This is a genomic window from Serratia proteamaculans, from assembly GCF_008830365.1.
Taxonomy (GTDB): Bacteria; Pseudomonadota; Gammaproteobacteria; order Enterobacterales; family Enterobacteriaceae; genus Serratia; species Serratia proteamaculans.
The window spans coordinates 1,277,359-1,294,430 of record NZ_WBKI01000001.1; the positions used below are offsets into that span (position 1 = coordinate 1,277,359).

Annotated in this window: 12 protein-coding genes; 1 reads left to right on the forward strand and 11 read right to left on the reverse strand. The window is 56.6% G+C overall.

The window, feature by feature from the left end:
- Positions 1-125 precede the first annotated feature (125 nt).
- The 5 genes from pqqU to putP form a co-directional block, all read right to left on the reverse strand.
- On the reverse strand, positions 126-2,273 hold the full coding sequence (gene pqqU, locus F8R23_RS06020; RefSeq protein ID WP_112349655.1) for a TonB-dependent receptor PqqU: 2,148 nt from the start codon (positions 2,271-2,273) through the stop codon (positions 126-128).
- Between the two features lie 211 nt (positions 2,274-2,484).
- Positions 2,485-3,783, reverse strand: coding sequence for an iron uptake transporter deferrochelatase/peroxidase subunit (gene efeB / locus F8R23_RS06025; RefSeq protein ID WP_129936664.1), 1,299 nt, complete (start codon positions 3,781-3,783; stop codon positions 2,485-2,487).
- Between the two features lie 11 nt (positions 3,784-3,794).
- On the reverse strand, positions 3,795-4,931 hold the full coding sequence (gene efeO / locus F8R23_RS06030) for an iron uptake system protein EfeO (protein ID WP_151415390.1): 1,137 nt from the start codon (positions 4,929-4,931) through the stop codon (positions 3,795-3,797).
- A gap of 19 nt (positions 4,932-4,950) precedes the next feature.
- The gene (efeU, locus tag F8R23_RS06035; RefSeq protein ID WP_151415391.1) at positions 4,951-5,796 is read right to left on the reverse strand and encodes an iron uptake transporter permease EfeU; all 846 of its coding nucleotides are present in this window, start codon (positions 5,794-5,796) and stop codon (positions 4,951-4,953) included.
- Positions 5,797-6,047: 251 nt separating this feature from the next.
- Positions 6,048-7,532 (reverse strand): sodium/proline symporter PutP, encoded by a 1,485-nt coding sequence (putP, locus tag F8R23_RS06040; RefSeq protein WP_112349651.1) that lies wholly within the window; start codon positions 7,530-7,532, stop codon positions 6,048-6,050.
- A 546-nt stretch (positions 7,533-8,078) separates the two neighbouring features.
- Here putP and putA point away from each other — a divergent pair.
- A complete protein-coding gene (gene putA / locus F8R23_RS06045; RefSeq protein ID WP_151415392.1) occupies positions 8,079-12,050 on the forward strand; it encodes a trifunctional transcriptional regulator/proline dehydrogenase/L-glutamate gamma-semialdehyde dehydrogenase in 3,972 nt (1,323 codons plus the stop codon).
- Between the two features lie 99 nt (positions 12,051-12,149).
- Here putA and tcyN read toward each other — a convergent pair whose 3' ends face one another.
- The 6 genes from tcyN to F8R23_RS06075 form a co-directional block, all read right to left on the reverse strand.
- Positions 12,150-12,902 (reverse strand): L-cystine ABC transporter ATP-binding protein TcyN, encoded by a 753-nt coding sequence (gene tcyN / locus F8R23_RS06050; protein WP_129936667.1) that lies wholly within the window; start codon positions 12,900-12,902, stop codon positions 12,150-12,152.
- Positions 12,903-12,905: 3 nt separating this feature from the next.
- Positions 12,906-13,568, reverse strand: a complete 663-nt coding sequence (gene tcyL / locus F8R23_RS06055; protein WP_037419074.1) for a cystine ABC transporter permease — start codon at positions 13,566-13,568, stop codon at positions 12,906-12,908.
- Positions 13,568-14,368, reverse strand: coding sequence for a cystine ABC transporter substrate-binding protein (tcyJ, locus tag F8R23_RS06060; RefSeq protein WP_099064618.1), 801 nt, complete (start codon positions 14,366-14,368; stop codon positions 13,568-13,570). The genes tcyL and tcyJ overlap by 1 nt, the downstream gene beginning before the upstream one ends.
- A 114-nt stretch (positions 14,369-14,482) precedes the next feature.
- Positions 14,483-15,475 carry a D-cysteine desulfhydrase gene (locus F8R23_RS06065; RefSeq protein WP_129936668.1) on the reverse strand — a complete coding sequence of 331 codons (993 nt, stop codon included), beginning with the start codon at positions 15,473-15,475 and terminating at the stop codon, positions 14,483-14,485.
- Between the two features lie 126 nt (positions 15,476-15,601).
- Positions 15,602-16,111: a flagella biosynthesis regulatory protein FliZ gene (fliZ, locus tag F8R23_RS06070; protein WP_112349646.1), complete on the reverse strand. Its 510-nt coding sequence runs from the start codon at positions 16,109-16,111 to the stop codon at positions 15,602-15,604.
- A gap of 57 nt (positions 16,112-16,168) precedes the next feature.
- On the reverse strand, positions 16,169-16,891 hold the full coding sequence (locus tag F8R23_RS06075; RefSeq protein WP_112349645.1) for an RNA polymerase sigma factor FliA: 723 nt from the start codon (positions 16,889-16,891) through the stop codon (positions 16,169-16,171).
- Positions 16,892-17,072 lie beyond the last annotated feature (181 nt).

Consider the following 17,072-nt stretch of genomic DNA (forward strand, 5'->3'; position numbering starts at 1 on the left):
TTTGGTTTCCTGATTAAAATTTGCACAAACAAAAATCTTTCTGTTCGCCGAAAATTATAAATAAAAAAGGCGGGATAGCTCCCGCCCTGTTGCTGAGTGATCACGCCGATAAACTCATCCGGCGGTTACTCGAAGGTATAAGAAACGCTCAATCCGCCGCCCCAGTTTCTGCCCGGTGCCGGTTCGTAGTAACGGCCATTGCCTTCATTGACGATCACCGAACCAACATATTGACGGTCAAACAGGTTATCTACCCGGCCAAAAACGTTAAGCATCCAGTTGCCCAGCGGATAACGATAGCCGGTATTTAAGCCGACGGTGGTATAAGCCGGAGCCTGTTCGCTGTTGGCGTCATTAACCTCGATATCGCTCATATAGCGCACCTCAGCACCGGCATACCACCCTTCCGGCGGTGACCAGGCCAACGAGGCATAACCCATATTGCGCGCAATGCCCGGCATCCGGTTGCCACTCGGTACCATGTTGGCCGCCGAACACTGGCTATCACCACAAACATCGTCGCGGTAACGCGCATCCAGCAACGTCCAGGCTAACTGTACCCGCCAGTCATAAGCGAACTGCTGATCCAGCGCCAACTCAAGCCCACGCCTGCGTGTCTGTCCGGCGTTTTTGTAGCTGCTGCGTCCGTTACTGCTTTCATCAACCACAATTTCGTTGCTGGTGTCTGTCTGGAACACTGCGGCGGTCAGCAAGCCATTGCCAATGCGGGTTTTACTGCCGAATTCTACCGTATCGCTGGTCGATGGGTTCAGGCCGAAGTTGAGCCCAGACTGATTGCCGGAACGGTAAGATAGTTCATTAATGGTCGGGGTCTCAAAGCCACGACCGGCGGAAAGATACAGGTTCCAGCCGCTCATCACCGCATAGTTAAGGGAACCGGCCGGTAGCCACTTATGATAACTGGCGTTACCGCTGTCATCGCCATTAGCTCCGGTGATGTAGTGATCGTTGGAGTCAAAATTGACGGTGCTGTAACGCATACCGACATCCAGCGTCAGTTGCTGGGTTAACTGCCACGAAGTTTGCAGATAAGGGTCGAGGTTCCACATCAGGTTGCGTTCATTACGGCGCAGTGCCCCCTCGGTGCCAAGCTCGGTTACGCCGTTGACCTGAGTAAAGTTTTCATACCCTTTGCGCTGCTCGGTCATGGTTTCATAATCCAACCCGCCGGTAAGGGTATAAGGAACCCCCAACTCGCCACGGTGCGTCCAGCGAGTATCAATCCCCTGATAGTGGCGCGTCAGGTCAATCACTCCGCCCGGATGCTGCGCACTGCGCTGCTGCACCGCGACCGGGATCGACTGATACTGGGTGGTTTCGCGCTCACCGGCGTACATCATGATGCTCAGGTCATCATTGGCGCCCATCTGGCGCTCATAATGCAGCCCGGCCTGGGTCTGTGACGTGGTTTTGCGTGTGTTGTACTGATCGGCTCGTGGTGCCTGGCGCGGATTATCGTGCCATTCGGCAGAAGTCAGACCGCCTGGGTCATTGGCGTCGATATCAACACTGTTGAACAACAGCGTCAGCGTGCTGACATCGTCGATGCGCACACCCAGCTTGGCATTGCCGAGGTTTTTCTGCGCGCCGCTGTGATCGCGGAACCCCTGGGTGGTGAAACGGGTACCGGAAATCGTGTAGTTAACATCACCGGCTTGGGTGCCGTCGCCGGTCGCCCCAGTGGCTTTAACACCATAGCGCCAGGTGCCGTAGCTGCCGAAATACGAACTGGCCTCCAGGCGAGTCGGCTGTTGGCCGGTTTCGGTTTCCACATTCACCATGCCGCCGGAGGCATTCCCGTAAAGGGCGGAAAAAGGCCCGCGCAGTACTTCCACCTTCTCGACCGAGTTAAGGTCGATATTCGAGGTCTGCCCCTGGCCGTCCGGCATGGTGGCCGGAATACCGTCGACATAAATACGCACGCCGCGCACGCCATACATAGAACGGGCCCCGAAACCGCGCACCGACAGCTGCAAATCCTGCGCATAGTTCTGTCGGTTCTGAATTTGCAGACCCGGCACGCTACCCAGGCTTTCCGACAGGTTGATCTGCGGTCTCGCCTCACGGATTTGGTCACCATTCACCACGCTGACGGCCGCCGGAGTAGAGAGTTCGGAAAGACCGCTGCGCTTGGCCGTGACCACCATGGACTGTTCGTTATCCTTGTCTTGCGCGAAGCTGGCAGAGACAGGCAGTAAGGCGGGAATAACCAGGGCTGAAACTGCCAACCGGTTTTTATGAGTGCTTTTCATCTGGAGAATGCCGTTAAAGGGATCGGAAGGTATGAACCATTTGGAACGTTATGGTCGACATGTTAATGCTTTTAACAAAAAATGAAAATAGTTAGCCTAATTAAAGCCCGTTCCCCCAATTGCGCAAGGACAGGGTTGATTTCAATTAACGGCGGTTCGCGGCAGATATCAGAAAAATGAGGCGGGGAAACCCCGCCTTGTAAGAGGTGACTTAGGCTTTCAACAGACCGCTGCCCAGGTAATCATTAGCTTCTTTTACCCCCGGCAACGCAAAGAAGTAACCGCCGCCGATCGGCTTGACGTACTCTTCCAACGCCTCGCCGTTCAGACGTTTTTGCACCGTCAGGAAGCCTTTTTCCAAATCTGCCTGATAACAGACAAACAGCAACCCCATTTCCAGTTGACCGGAATTGGACACGCCAATCGAATAGCTGTAACCCCGCCGCAACAGCAAATTGCTCTGAGTTTGCGGCGTGCGCGGGTTTGCCAGGCGAATATGCGCATCCATCGGGATCATCTTGCCTTCGGGATCTTGCGCGTAGTCCGGCTCGTCATGCTCATGCTTCATGCCAAGCGGCGCGCCGCTGTGCTTGTCGCGACCGAAGATAGTTTGCTGTTCCTGCAACGGCGTGCGATCCCAAAACTCCACGTGGAAGCGGATAATACGCGCAGCCTGATAGCTGCCGCCCACCGCCCATGCGGGTTCTCCGGCGTTATCCGCCACCCACACCACCTGATCCATCAGCGGTTTATCGCTGGTTTTCGGGTTGGCGGTGCCGTCTTTAAAGCCCAGCAGGTTGATCGGTGTTTCTTTGCCTTTGCTACGTGCGGCGTGGGCAGAAATAAACCCTTCCCGCTTCCAGCGCACGCTGAGCAGATCCGGCGAATGTTTGATAATGTCGCGCAGCGCGTGGATCACCGTTTCATTGGTATTGGCGCAAATCTGCAACACCAAATCACCATGACACAGACTGGCGTCCAGCGAGTCGTTAGGGAAGCGCGTCATTTTTTGCAGACGCAGCGGTTTTTGTGCCTGTAACCCGAAGCGTTCGTCAAACAACGAGGTGCCGACCGACACGGTGATGGTCAGGTTATCCGGATAAATCTCCGGCCCCATAATGCCCGAATCGAGCGGTGGTAACTTGGGATCCACCTCCGGTGCCCTGCCGCCGGTAGTCAGGAAGGCAATGCGGGTGGTCAGCAGCCGGAACAGCCGCTCCAAATCCTGCTTGTTGCTGGCCAGCACGTCAAACGCCACCAGCATCATCGCAGCTTGCTGCGGGGTGAGGATCCCGGCCTGATGTGCGCCATAAAACGGCTGCTTCTGCCACCGTTCGTCCTGCGGCACCGCCAGCGGTTCTGCCACTTTATCTGCCGCCTGAGTCAGACGGCTGCCGCCCAACGCCAGCACGCCCAGCCCCAATCCTTGCAGCAAACGACGGCGCGACGGTGACGCCGCGTCCTGCGGCTGTGGATACGGCCCGTTGGCCGGGCCGATCTTGTTACTCATTATGCTTTGCCTCAATCCAGACCCAGAACGCCACGCAGTTGTGACAAGTCTTCCGCCAGGGTGGTGATTGGCCCTTTCATGGCATTGCGATCGGCATCGGTCAGCTTCTCGTAAGACTCATAGCCATCTTTGGTTTTGTACTTCGCCAGAATGGTATCAACGGTTTTAAAGTTGGCGTCGATTTTGTCCAGCAACGGCTTGTTGGCCTTCACCAGCAGCGGGCGCAGCAGGTTAACGATTTTCTGCGCGCCGTCGACGTTAGCCTGGAAGTCCCACAGATCGGTGCGGCTATAACGGTCTTCTTCACCGCTGATTTTGCTCGCCGCCACTTCTTCGATCAAACCGGCCGCCCCGCCCACCACTTTGCTTGGCGGGAAGGTCAAGTCAGTGACGCGTTTTTGCAGCTCGACGGTGTCGTTGTACAGTTGATCGGCGTATTTGCTCATGTCTTTGGTGGTGTTATCGGCAAACAGCGCTTTCTCCAGGCGGTGGAAACCGGTGAACTTCGGATCTTCCGCTTTCTTCTCGTAATCGTCTTCACGGGCGTCGATGCTGCCGTCCAGATCGGAGAACAGTTCGGCGATTGGCTCAATACGCTCGTAGTGCTGACGTGTTGGCGCATAAAGTTTGCGCGCCTGTTCCACGTTGCCGGCTTTTACCGCGTCGGTGAACAGCTTGGTCTGCTTGACCAGCCCTTCTACTTCTTTGGTGACGTAAACCTTGTATTCGGCAATCGGCCCAACCAAATCCATCGCGTTCGGTTTGCCGTCGGTGGTGGCACCCGCAGCCGCAGTCACGGTCAGTTTGCCTTTCGGATTGCTGAGCAGCCCGCAGGTCATGTCGTATTCACCCGCTTCCAGATTAGCGGTCATCTTCTGGGTGAAGCCCGGCGCGATGTTCTCACGCTCTTCTACCACCATCACCCCTTTGAGGATTTCCCATTCAACGTTTTTCTGGCTGGTGTTGTGCACCACAAATTGGGTTTTACCGGCCGGAACCGTCAACTGCATCGGCTCACACTGTTTGTCGTTAACGGTAATCTTCACCTGCGGCACATCCGCCGCCTGGGCATTGATGCTCAGCGCAAACGCCGGGAGTGCCAGTAATGCTGCGTGCAACGCCTTACGGCGGAATAATGGAGTCGACATACAAGATTCCCTATTAAAATTAATGATTGATTTTACGTTGCGCCGAAACCACTGCCGGTTCCGCACGCTGCGGCAGGAAAAAGAAAATCAGCGCCGGGATCAGATACAGGAAATAGACCGCAACTTCGCTCACCGTTGGCGTTTCCTGGTAGCCGAAGATACCTTCAAGCAGGGTGCCAAACAGCGAATGGGTCGACAGATGGTTGCTGAAATCGAACGCAATATCCTGGAAATGGTTCCACAGTCCGGCCTCGTGGAAGGCGCGGATCGCCCCGGCAGCCAGGCCAGCGGCAACGAACAGAATAAACAGGCTGGTCCATTTGAAGAATTTGGCCAGGTGCAGCTTCACGCCGCCCCAATAGATAGCCATACCCAGCACGATGGCGGCCAGCAGACCGAGCACTGCACCGATCGGGGCTTCAATACCCACATCTTGCTGGAAGGCGGCCAGCAGGAAAAACACCGACTCCAGCCCTTCACGCGCCACGGCAAAAAACACCATCGCCACCAGTGCCCAGCCCTGGCCTTTGCCAGAGTTGAGCGCGTTGTCGATAGCGCCTTCCAGATGTACCTTGACCGACTTGGACACCTTACGCATCCAGAACACCATATAGGTGAGGATCAGTACCGCCACTACCGCAACAATGCCTTCGAACAGCTCTTGCTGTTTCTGCGGGAATTCACCGGTGGTTTCATTGATGAAAATGCCGAGCGCCAGGCACAGGGCAGCGGCAACAATCACCCCTATCCATACCACGCCTAGCCATTGACCCCTCTGGGTGCGTTTCAGGTAGCTGGCGATCAGGCTGACGATCAACGCCGCCTCCAGCCCCTCACGGAACATGATAAGGAAGGGAACAAACATAAATAATAACCCCTAAAAAGGCATCTGCTGCGAAGCGTCCGCACGCCGGAAAAGGCGGCAACGCCAATGTAAAGAAAAGTAAAACACAACGATAGTGATTATCATTCTGGCTGGAATAAATACAAGGGCCGCAAGGGTGATTTTTTCTAATCAAATGTCGCCAGGTGTTTCAGGCAGATGACAGAAAACGACGGAATGAAAAATGACAAAGGGCGCATTAAGCGCCCTTTGAGACTCGTGCTACGCGAGGATTAAACGGTTTTAAACTCGGCTTCTGCCTGATCAAAACGTTCGGTGATAGTCGCCGAAGGCTGACGCCCCATCAGGCTCACCGTCACGATGGCGATACAAGCAAACAGGAAGCCCGGGATGATTTCATACAGATCCAGCCAGGCAAAGTGTTTCCAGACAATCACCGTCACCGCCCCGACCAGCATGCCGGCCAATGCGCCGTTACGCGTCATGCGTGACCACATTACCGAAATCAACACCACCGGACCAAAGGCCGCACCGAAGCCGGCCCAGGCGTAGCTCACCAGACCCAGCACGCGGTTTTCCGGGTTTGCCGCCAGCGCGATGGCGATCAGCGCCACCAGCAACACCATGAAACGACCGACCCACACCAGCTCACGCTGGCTGGCACCTTTACGCAGGAAGGCTTTATACAAATCTTCGGTAATCGCGCTTGAACACACCAACAGCTGGCAGCTCAGGGTACTCATTACCGCCGCCAAAATGGCCGACAGCAGAATGCCCGCCACCCAAGGGTTGAACAGAATCATCGCCAGTTCGATAAACACGCGCTCACCGTTCTGCGACACATTACCCGCCTGATCCGGGTTGTTGGAGAAGTAGGCAATGCCGAAGAAACCGACGGCAATGGTCCCCGCCAGACACAGGATCATCCAGGTCATGCTGATGCGACGTGCGCTGCGAATGGTGCGGTGAGAATCCGCCGCCATAAAGCGCGCCAGAATGTGTGGCTGACCGAAGTAGCCCAACCCCCAACCCAGCAGTGAGAGGATCGCCACAAAGTTCAGGCCTTTCAGCATATCGATATTGGCCGGGTTCTTCGCCTCAATCACCAGCATCGAGGTGTCAATGCCCCCCACAGCCATAATGACCATTACCGGCGTCAGGATCAGCGCGAAAATCATCAGGCTGGCCTGCACGGTATCGGTCCAGCTCACCGCCAGGAATCCACCGATAAAGGTATAGAGGATAGTAGCGGCGGCACCAGCCCACAGCGCGGTTTCGTAGCTCATCCCAAAGGTACTTTCGAACAGACGCGCACCCGCCACGATGCCGGAAGCACAATAGATAGTGAAGAACACCAGGATAACGATGGCAGAAATCACCCGCAGCATTTTGCTGTTGTCTTCAAAGCGGCTGGTGAAGTAATCCGGCAGCGTCAGGGCATTATTGTTGGCTTCGGTATGCACGCGCAGCCGCCCCGCCACCAGCTTCCAGTTAAGGTAAGCGCCAATCGTCAAGCCAATGGCAATCCAGCTTTCGGAGATGCCGGACAGGAAGATGGCACCCGGCAAGCCCATCAGCAACCAGCCGCTCATATCCGATGCGCCGGCAGAGAGCGCGGTCACCACGCTGCCCAGGCTACGGCCGCCCAGAATGTAGTCGTCAAAGTTATTGGTTGCCCGGTAGGCAAGTAAGCCGATTAACACCATCCCGAAGATATACACCAGGAAGGTCACCAGCATTGGTGTGCTCATTGTCATGAAATTCTCCACTCTCATTATTATTTCGCGCTGTATTGCGATAGTTACTGCTTGCCCATCCGCCGGAACGTGGCGAAATTGCAGGTACCCCGCAGGTGAAAATAGTTTCCGCCCGCAATTGTCTGGCCGACGGCTATCCTAGATGACCCGTTCATTATCCAACAAGATATTTAACAACAAAGTTACACAAAGTTTACCCTGCGTCACATTTAACCGCTCCCAGGGTTACACCTTTCACTCCTAAACGGAGTTGCACCTAATATAATTCTGATGTTACCCCTGATATCACTGGGGACAACGCACTTAAACTCCGTCTTCATCCCCCCCTAGTCCAGAGACTGAGCAAGAAGCATGCCGGTTATTGATGTTAAAAAATCGATGGAACTCACACTTCGCTCATCAGCCTGATTTAACACGGTTGCACAAAGTTGCAACATGCTGGATATTGTCTGCATTCATCACAGCACTCAACGCACGAACCTATCCCCGCAGCCTCTCTGGCCCGCAGTTTGTGTATAGGTTCTTAAACACAGGAGTTGGATTGGCATGGGCACTACCACCATGGGCGTAAAGCTCGACGAGGCAACTCGCGATCGCATTAAAAGCGCAGCACAAAGTATCGATCGCACGCCGCACTGGCTGATCAAACAGGCCATTTTCAATTATCTCGAGCGTCTCGAGAACGGTTCCGAACTGCCTGAAATTCCTGCTGTTGCCGCTGCCGGCCAGGCCGAAGCGGACGACATTATGCCGCAAGTGCAGGAAGAGTCCCACCAGCCATTCCTTGAATTTGCTGAACAAATCCTGCCGCAGTCGGTTAACCGCGCCGCTATCACCGCAGCCTATCGTCGTCCTGAGACCGAAGCGGTTCCGATGATGCTCGAACAGGCACGCTTACCAGCCGATCTTGCCAAAGCCACCCATAAGATGGCTTACAACATCGCCGAGAAGCTGCGTAACCAAAAAAGTGCAAACGGCCGCGCCGGTATGGTGCAAGGTCTGCTGCAGGAATTCTCGCTCTCCTCACAAGAAGGCGTGGCGCTGATGTGCCTGGCGGAAGCCCTGCTGCGTATTCCGGACAAACCAACCCGTGACGCGCTGATCCGCGACAAAATCAGCAATGGCAATTGGCATTCCCACCTCGGCCGCAGCCCATCGATGTTCGTGAACGCCGCCACCTGGGGCTTGCTGTTCACCGGCAAGCTGGTTTCAACCCATAACGAAGCCAACCTGTCGCGCTCGCTGAACCGCATTATCGGCAAGAGCGGTGAACCGCTGATCCGTAAAGGCGTGGACATGGCGATGCGCCTGATGGGCGAACAGTTCGTCACCGGCGAAACCATCGCCGAAGCGCTGGCCAACGCCCGCAAGCTGGAAGACAAAGGCTTCCGCTACTCTTACGACATGCTGGGTGAAGCCGCCCTGACCGAAGCCGACGCTCAGGCCTATCTGGTGTCCTACCAGCAGGCCATTCACGCGATCGGCAAAGCGTCTAACGGTCGCGGCATCTATGAAGGCCCGGGTATTTCGATCAAGCTCTCCGCCCTGCACCCGCGCTACAGCCGTGCACAGTACGAACGCGTCATGGAAGAGCTTTACCCACGCCTGCTGTCATTGACCCTGCAAGCCCGTCAATATGATATCGGCATCAATATCGACGCCGAAGAAGCCGACCGCCTGGAGATCTCACTCGATCTGCTGGAGAAATTGTGCTTTGAGCCGCAGCTGGCCGGCTGGAACGGCATTGGCTTTGTGATCCAGGCCTATCAGAAACGCTGTCCGTTCGCCATCGACGCCGTGATCGACATGGCGCAACGCAGCCGCCGTCGCCTGATGATCCGTCTGGTGAAAGGCGCTTACTGGGACAGCGAGATCAAACGCGCCCAAATGGACGGGCTGGAAGGCTATCCGGTTTACACCCGCAAGGTTTACACCGACGTCTCCTATCTGGCCTGCGCCCGCAAACTGCTGGCGGTACCCAATCTGATTTATCCGCAGTTCGCCACCCATAACGCCCACACCCTGAGCGCGATTTACCATATGGCAGGCAACAACTACTACCCAGGTCAGTATGAGTTCCAGTGCCTGCACGGCATGGGTGAGCCGCTGTATGAGCAGGTGGTGGGCAAAGTGGCCGACGGCAAATTAAACCGCCCTTGCCGCATCTATGCCCCGGTCGGTACCCATGAAACGCTGCTGGCATACCTGGTGCGCCGCCTGCTGGAAAATGGAGCCAACACCTCGTTCGTTAACCGCATTGCCGACGCCACGTTGCCGCTCGACGAACTGGTGGCCGATCCGGTCACCGCAGTTGAAGCCATGGCCGCCAGCGAAGGGCAAATTGGTCTGCCGCATCCGCGTATCCCGCTGCCGCGCGAGCTGTATGGCGAGAAACGCACCAACTCCAGCGGTCTGGACTTGTCCAACGAACAGCGTCTGGCTTCTCTGTCCAGCGCATTGCTAAGCAGCGCTACTCAGCCATGGCGTGCCGAGCCGATTATCGACGCCGAGCTGGATCAGGGCGTGGAACAACCGGTGATTAACCCTGCCGAACCGGGCGATATCGTCGGTTACGTGCGTGAAGCCACCGAAGGTGAAGTCAGCCGGGCGCTCGACGCCGCTGCCGCTGCCGGCCCAATCTGGTTCGCCACCCCGCCGTCCGAACGCGCCGCCATTCTTGAACGCGCCGCAGAACTGATGGAAGGCCAGCTGCAAAGCCTGTTGGGTATTCTGGTACGCGAAGCGGGTAAAACCTTTAACAACGCCATCTCCGAAGTGCGTGAGGCGGTCGATTTCCTGCATTACTATGCCGGTCAGGTGCGTGATGACTTCGCCAATGACAGCCACCGCCCGCTGGGCCCGGTAGTGTGTATCAGCCCGTGGAACTTCCCACTGGCGATCTTCACCGGCCAGATTGCCGCGGCACTGGCGGCAGACAACAGCGTGTTGGCTAAACCGGCCGAGCAAACTCCGCTGATCGCCGCACAGGCGGTACGCATTCTGCTGGAGGCCGGCATTCCCCAGGGCGTGCTGCAATTGTTGCCAGGCCAGGGTGAAAGCGTCGGCTCAGTGCTGGTCAATGACGCCCGCGTCCGTGGCGTGATGTTCACCGGCTCCACCGACGTTGCCGGTATTTTACAACGCAGCATCGCCGGTCGTTTGGATCCGCAAGGTCGCCCAACACCGCTGATCGCCGAAACCGGGGGCCTGAACGCGATGATCGTCGATTCTTCCGCCCTGACCGAACAGGTGGTGACCGACGTGGTCGCCTCCGCCTTCGACAGCGCCGGTCAACGTTGTTCCGCCTTGCGTATCCTGTGCATTCAGGAAGACGTGGCGGACCATACGCTGCAAATGCTGCGCGGTGCGATGGCCGAGTGCCGCATGGGTAACCCGGAACGCCTGTCTACCGACATCGGGCCGGTGATCGACGCCGAGGCCAAAACCGGTATCGAACGCCATATTCAGGCAATGCGAGCCAAGGGCCGCAAGGTCTATCAGGCGGCGAAAGGCAATGCACAAGATGAGAAAGAGTGGTCACGCGGGACCTTTATCAAGCCAACGCTGATTGAACTGGACAGCTTCGACGAGCTGCAAAAAGAGATCTTCGGCCCGGTACTGCACGTGGTGCGCTTCCAGCGCTCCAATCTGGAGTCATTGGTCGATCAGATCAACGCCGCCGGTTACGGTCTGACGCTGGGTATTCACACCCGTATTGATGAGACCATCGCCCGCGTCACCGAACGTGCCAAGGTGGGTAACCTGTACGTGAACCGCAACATGGTAGGTGCCGTGGTCGGCGTGCAGCCGTTTGGCGGCGAAGGCCTCTCCGGCACCGGTCCGAAAGCCGGTGGCCCACTGTACCTGTACCGCTTGCTGGCTAACCGTCCGGATGACGCGGTGCTGCGCACCCTGAGCCGTCAGGACGACGAACGCCCGCTGGAAGCCACCGCGCGCCCACAGCTGCTCAAGGCCCATCAGGCGCTGGAGCAGTGGGCAATTGCCGAAAAACAGGCAGAGCTGGTGACGCTGGCACAACGCTACGGCGAGCTGGGTCAGGGCGGCACCCTGCGCCCTCTGCCAGGCCCAACCGGCGAGCGCAACACCTATGCCCTGCTGCCGCGTGAGCGCGTACTGTGCCTGGCCGATAACGAAGCCGATACCCTGACTCAGTTGGCTGCGGTACTGGCGGTGGGCAGCAGCGTGCTGTGGCCGGAAGCCGAGCTGCAACGCGCCCTGTATCGTCGCCTGCCGGCTGCGGTTCAGGCCAGCATCAGCTTCAGCAAAGACTGGCAGCAGGACAAGGTGGAGTTTGACGCCGCCATTTACCACGGCGATGCCGATCAGTTACGTACTCTGTGCGAGCAAATCGCCCAGCGCAGCGGCGCGATCGTTTCAGTACAAGGCTTTGCCCACGGCGAAATCAATATCCTGTTGGAACGCTTGCTGATCGAACGCTCTCTGAGTGTCAACACCGCCGCCGCCGGCGGTAACGCCAGCCTGATGACGATTGGTTAACTCTCCCTGTTAATCAACCTTGGGGGGCAGCTCGTAATGGCTGCCCCCCTTTTTATTGGTCAGCATCCGGTGGGCCGAATATGTTCCGGCCCCTACATGTTATTGATTCAGGAATTTATCGAGGAATTGCTGGGTGCGCTGGTGTTGCGGATTGGCGAACAGCTCTTTCGCCGGACCCTGCTCAACGATACGGCCGTGATCCATAAAAATGGCGCGGTCGGCCACGTCACGGGCAAAGCTCATTTCGTGCGTCACGATCACCATAGTGCGCTTTTCTTCCGCCAGCGAACGGATGGTGTTGAGCACTTCGCCCACCAGTTCTGGATCGAGTGCAGAAGTCGGTTCATCGAACAGGATCACTTCCGGCTGCATCGCCAGCGCGCGGGCAATCGCCACCCGTTGCTGCTGCCCGCCGGAAAGACGACGGGGATAAGCGGACTCTTTGCCGTTCAACCCTACCTTCGCCAACAATGCCCGCGCACGCTGTTCTGCGCTGGCTTTCGACTCGCCTTTAACGATGACCGGCCCTTCAATAATATTCTCCAGCACCGAACGGTGCGGGAACAGATTGAAGCTCTGGAACACAAAGCCCACTTGCTGGCGCAACGCACGCACCTGATTTTTCTGTTTGCTCAGCGGTTTGGAACTGTCGATCTGAATATCACCAACGCGGATCGTACCGGAATCCGGCACCTCCAGCAGGTTGATACAGCGCAGCAAGGTGGTTTTACCCGAGCCGCTGGGCCCGATAATCGCCACCACTTCACCCGCACTGACCTCCAGATCGATCCCATGCAGCACCGTTTGACCTTTGAACTGCTTGGTCAGCTGTTTCACTTCAATGGCACTCATGCGTTACTCCTGATCCTGGCGGTTGACGTGCGCTTCCAGACGATTTTGCAGCGCAGAAAGCAAAGTCGCCATCACCCAGTAAATCAGCGAGGCCGCCAGATACATGGTGAACACTTCCAGCGTACGCGAGGTAATCAACTGTGCCTGACGGAACAGCTCCGGTACCTGAATGGTCGCCGCCAGCGAGGTGTCTTTCACCAGGCCGATAAAGCTGTTGCCCAACGGAGGTAATGCAGTGCGCGCTGCCTGCGGCAGGATCACCCGACGCAGCGTCTGCCAACGAGTCATGCCGATGCTGGCCGCGGCTTCCCACTGCCCTTTTTCGATCGACGAAATCGCCGCACGCAGGGTTTCCGAGGTATAGGCTGCCGTATTCAGCGACAGGCCAATCAGCGCCGCCGGGAAGGGATCAAACTCGATACCGAACTGCGGCAAACCGTAGTAAATCATGAACAGCTGGGCAATCAGCGGCGTGCCACGGAACAGCGACACGTAGAAGCGCGACAGCCACGACAGTGGCCATAACGGCGAAAGGCGCATCAGCGCCAGCAGAAAACCGAGCAATAAACCGAGCGCCATGCCCCCCAGACTGAGCTGGAGAGTGAGTATCGCGCCCCTCAATAAAAATGGCGCTGAATCCAGCGCCAGTTGGATACTTTCGTGCATTATTTAGTTACGTCCGCGCCAAACCATTTGTCAGAGATCTTAGCCAGCGAGCCGTCTTTTTGCATTTCGGCAATCGCCTGGTTGATCGCGGCCAGCAGTTCCGGGTTGTTTTTACGCACCGCTACGCCAGACTCCTGACGAGAGAACGCCGGGCCGGCTACCGCCAGCGTATCGCCGGTTTTCTTCACCAGATCCAACGCCGCCAGACGGTCAACCAGAATGGCATTGATACGACCTACGCGCAGATCCTGGTATTTGGTCGGGTCATCATCATAGGTGCGCACGTCAACGCCCTGCACATTGTCACGCAGCCACTGTTCGTAGTTGGTGCCCAGGCCGACGCCGACTTTCTTGCCTTTCAGATCTTCCGGCTTGGTGATGGTGCCTTCATTGCCCTTTTTCACCAGCGCCTGAATACCGGAGACGGTGTAAGGCGTGGAGAAATCATATTTCTTCTGACGCTCCGGGGAAATGGTGACCTGGTTGATCACCACGTCGATGCGTTTTGAATCCAGCGAGGCCAGCATGCCGTCCCACTTGGTCGGGTTCAGTTTGGCTTTCACGCCAAGATGCTGCGCCAGCGCGTTGGCGAAGTCCACTTCAAAACCAGTCAGCTTGCCGTCTTCACCCTGGAAGCTGAACGGCGGGTAAGTGCCTTCCAGCCCAACAACCAGAGTACCGTGATGCTTCACCTGCTCCAGCAGATTATCGGCGGCATAGGTTTGCGTGCTCAACCCCGCCGTCAGCGCAACACCCATCACACCCAGCAGCAGTTGACGACGAACTTTAGAAAACATCATAAACACCCCATCTGTTGTTTATCTTTTTTGATATCAGCACTTTAACAGTGTGACCGCCTGCTTGAAGGAATATAACCTTATAAATATAGTTCAAAATGGAATAACAAACTCGGCTCACACCTGCGGATGGTAGGCGAAGAGCGCCGGTGCACCGCCGGTATGGATAAACAGGATCGGGCCGTCATCACGGAAACGCTGCTGGGCTACACCGTCGATCAAACCCGCCATCGCCTTGCCGCTATACACCGGATCCAGCAACACCCCTTCCTGTTGCGCCAGCAGCTGTATGGCCGCCAGCCCTTCTTCATTCGGCATGCCGTACTGTGGCGCAAAGTAATCATCCCAGAGGGTGATGGACGCCAGTTCATCGATGTTCAACGAACAGGCCAGCGCTTTTTGGATCAGTTCCACCTTGGGCAGTTGGTCGATAACTTTGCGTGAAACGGTCACTCCGATCAGCTCAGTTTCTGGCAACAGTTGCTGCAAACCGACCGCCAGCCCGGCATGGGTTCCTGCACTGCCGGACGCCACCACTACGGAGCTGAACGCGACATTGCTGAGGCGACTCTGCTCGGCAATTTCCAGCGCACACTGTATATAACCCAACGCACCCAATGCGTTAGAACCGCCGACCGGCACCACATAAGGGCGGAAACCCTGTGCCTCAAGGCGTGTCGCCAAATCGGCCAACTGCTGCTGTGGGTCGTGCAGTGCTTCGCACATCTCCACCTGAGCGTTGAACAACCCAAGCAGCAGGCGGTTGCCGTTGGTCAGGTAATTCTCTTCCTGGGTGTCGATTGGGTTTTCCAGCAATGCTACGCAATGCAGGCCCAGTTTGGCCGCCACCGCCGCAGTTTGGCGCACGTGATTGGATTGGATTGCCCCGGCAGTGACCAGCGTATCGGCCCCCTGACGCAGGGCCTCAGCCGCCAGAAACTCCAGCTTTCTCAGTTTATTACCGCCCATCGCCATCGGCGTGACGTCGTCACGTTTAATATAAATTTCACGGCCAAGGTAGTCTGAAAGGCGAGACAGTTTTTCGAGCGGTGTGGCAGAGCCGACTAAATCGAGGCGCGGGAACTGCGCCAATTTTTGTTGCAGATTCACAACTTCCCCCAGGGAATAGGTATCAACAGCTAAAGGATAGATTTAGCAGATGTGAACCTAATAATCACTCTTTATTAGTCATGGGAGGAAGAGGAAAACCCCGGCTGGCGCGCCGGGGAGAGCGGATCAGTAGCTTTTTTGCCAGGCGAGATACTGGTCGTATTTACGCAGGGCAATGCGGTAATTGTTGTGCGCCGCAGAAGGCAACTCTTCAATGATGCGTTGATGGCTGGCATTGCTGGCGAACTTGTCGGCCGGATAGTTGCGCTCCACCAGCATTTCATCCAGCCGACGCAGGCGCACCACATATTCGCGGATGGTGCTGTGGCTCATTTCGGTCTGCTCAAACAGATACTGCTTGAAGGCCATAATGTCGAAATAGCTCGGATGGCTGTTGCAGGAAATTTCACTGCAAAAGCGGCACAGCGCGGTCAGCTCGTTCTGTACATTCAGCCAGACGTGATCGTCGATCGGCTGGTCCATACGCGCAATGGCGTCTTTGTTGATGATCTTGCCACGAAACACCAACGCCATGCGATCCAATACCTTGCCGCACTGGGAACAATGGGTCTGGCTGTGTTTGTAATCTTTCAAATAACGGCTCAGCGGCCGCTTTTTCAACAGTATTGCTGGCATTAGGCAGTCCGGTTATCGCAAGGGTGATCGGGTTGAAGGATCAGGGTTGAATACATGTCAGTTCTCGTTCGCCAGACGGGCACGCAGGCGTTTGATCGCCTGGCTATGCAGTTGGCTGACACGCGATTCCCCCACGTCCAGCACGGCGCCAATCTCTTTCAGGTTCAACTCTTCCTGGTAATACAGCGTCAGCACCATTTTTTCGCGTTCCGGCAATGCCTCAATGGCGTCTATCACCCGTTGGCGCAGATTGCCCTCCAGCAGATGATGTAACGGATTGGCCTCTTCGTGCCCTTCCAGCAGCGGCTCCGCGCTTTCACCATGCTCTTCCCGCCATTCGTCATAGGAGAAAAGCTGGCTGTTATTGGTGTCCAACAGAATTTGACGGTACTCATCCAGTGACAGGTTTAGCGTCTGCGCCACTTCCACTTCGCTGGCCGGACGGCCTAGCTGTTGTTCCAACTGACGCATCACCTGCGCCACTTCACGCGCATGGCGACGCACACTGCGCGGCACCCAGTCGCGGCTACGCAACTCATCGAGCATGGCGCCACGGATGCGTTGCACCGCATAGGTGGTAAAGGCGGTGCCCTGCAGGGCGTCATAACGCTCGACGGCGTTCAACAACCCTATCCCCCCGGCCTGCAGCAGATCGTCAAGCTCCACGCTGGCGGGTAACCTGACCTGCAGGCGCAACGCCTCGTGGCGCACTAACGGAACGTAGCGCAACCAAAGAGAATTTTTGTCCATCACGCCTTCGGCGGTATACAAATCGCTCACTATGTCTAAAACCTGCGGATAAGAGAGTCAGCGCTATTATCCGTAGGGGGCAAAATGCCAATCGGCTGAACAGTCGTACAAAACAGGCCTTATTTGCGCCATGCAATACCTGCACAGCGCGCGACCATAAAAAAACCCCGCCAAAGCGGGGTCAGAATGCTGACAAAGTCCTTTGTGGTTA